The organism is Chitinimonas violaceus (genome assembly GCF_052601015.1).
The window spans coordinates 1-504 of sequence record NZ_JBQXDJ010000223.1; the positions used below are offsets into that span (position 1 = coordinate 1).

The window sequence follows — 504 nt, forward strand, 5'->3', positions numbered from 1 at the left end:
TTGTCCAATGAGCCGAGCTTCACGCTCCCCATCCACATAGCCGCGATCAGTCCACACGTCACGGCTGGTATTACCCTCGTCGAGTACGCGCTCAAAGTGCAAGGTGTCGTGCTCGCTGGCAGTGCTGACCACCATCTTCCAAATCAACTTGTAACGCTTATCGACGCTGGTGGAGACCTTGTAGCCAAAGTAAGACTTGCCGTGCTTCTTGGTCCATCGGGCATCCAGGTCCTTCTGCCGGCGCTTTGCCGGCGACCAGTCAGCAGGCATGGCGCGTTCTTGAAGCATGGCTTTCTCTTCCCGGCTCACCGACTGCTTCGGGACTTGCACGATGCTGGCATCCACCATCTGACCAATGCGTGCAATATAGCCATGTTTGGCTAACTGCCGATTGGTCGCCTCAAAGATGCTGTTACTCGCACCTGCGGCAATGAGCCGCTCCTTGAAGGTCCAAAGGGTGGTACGGTCTGGAATCTGACTGCTACTGCGTAGACCGACAAAGCG

Annotated in this window: 1 protein-coding gene; it reads right to left on the reverse strand. The window is 56.3% G+C overall.

Going from position 1 to position 504, the window contains the following annotated elements:
• A partial coding sequence (locus ACUHMQ_RS21030) for a transposase (protein WP_445297386.1) occupies positions 1 to 504 on the reverse strand: 504 nt, incomplete at both ends.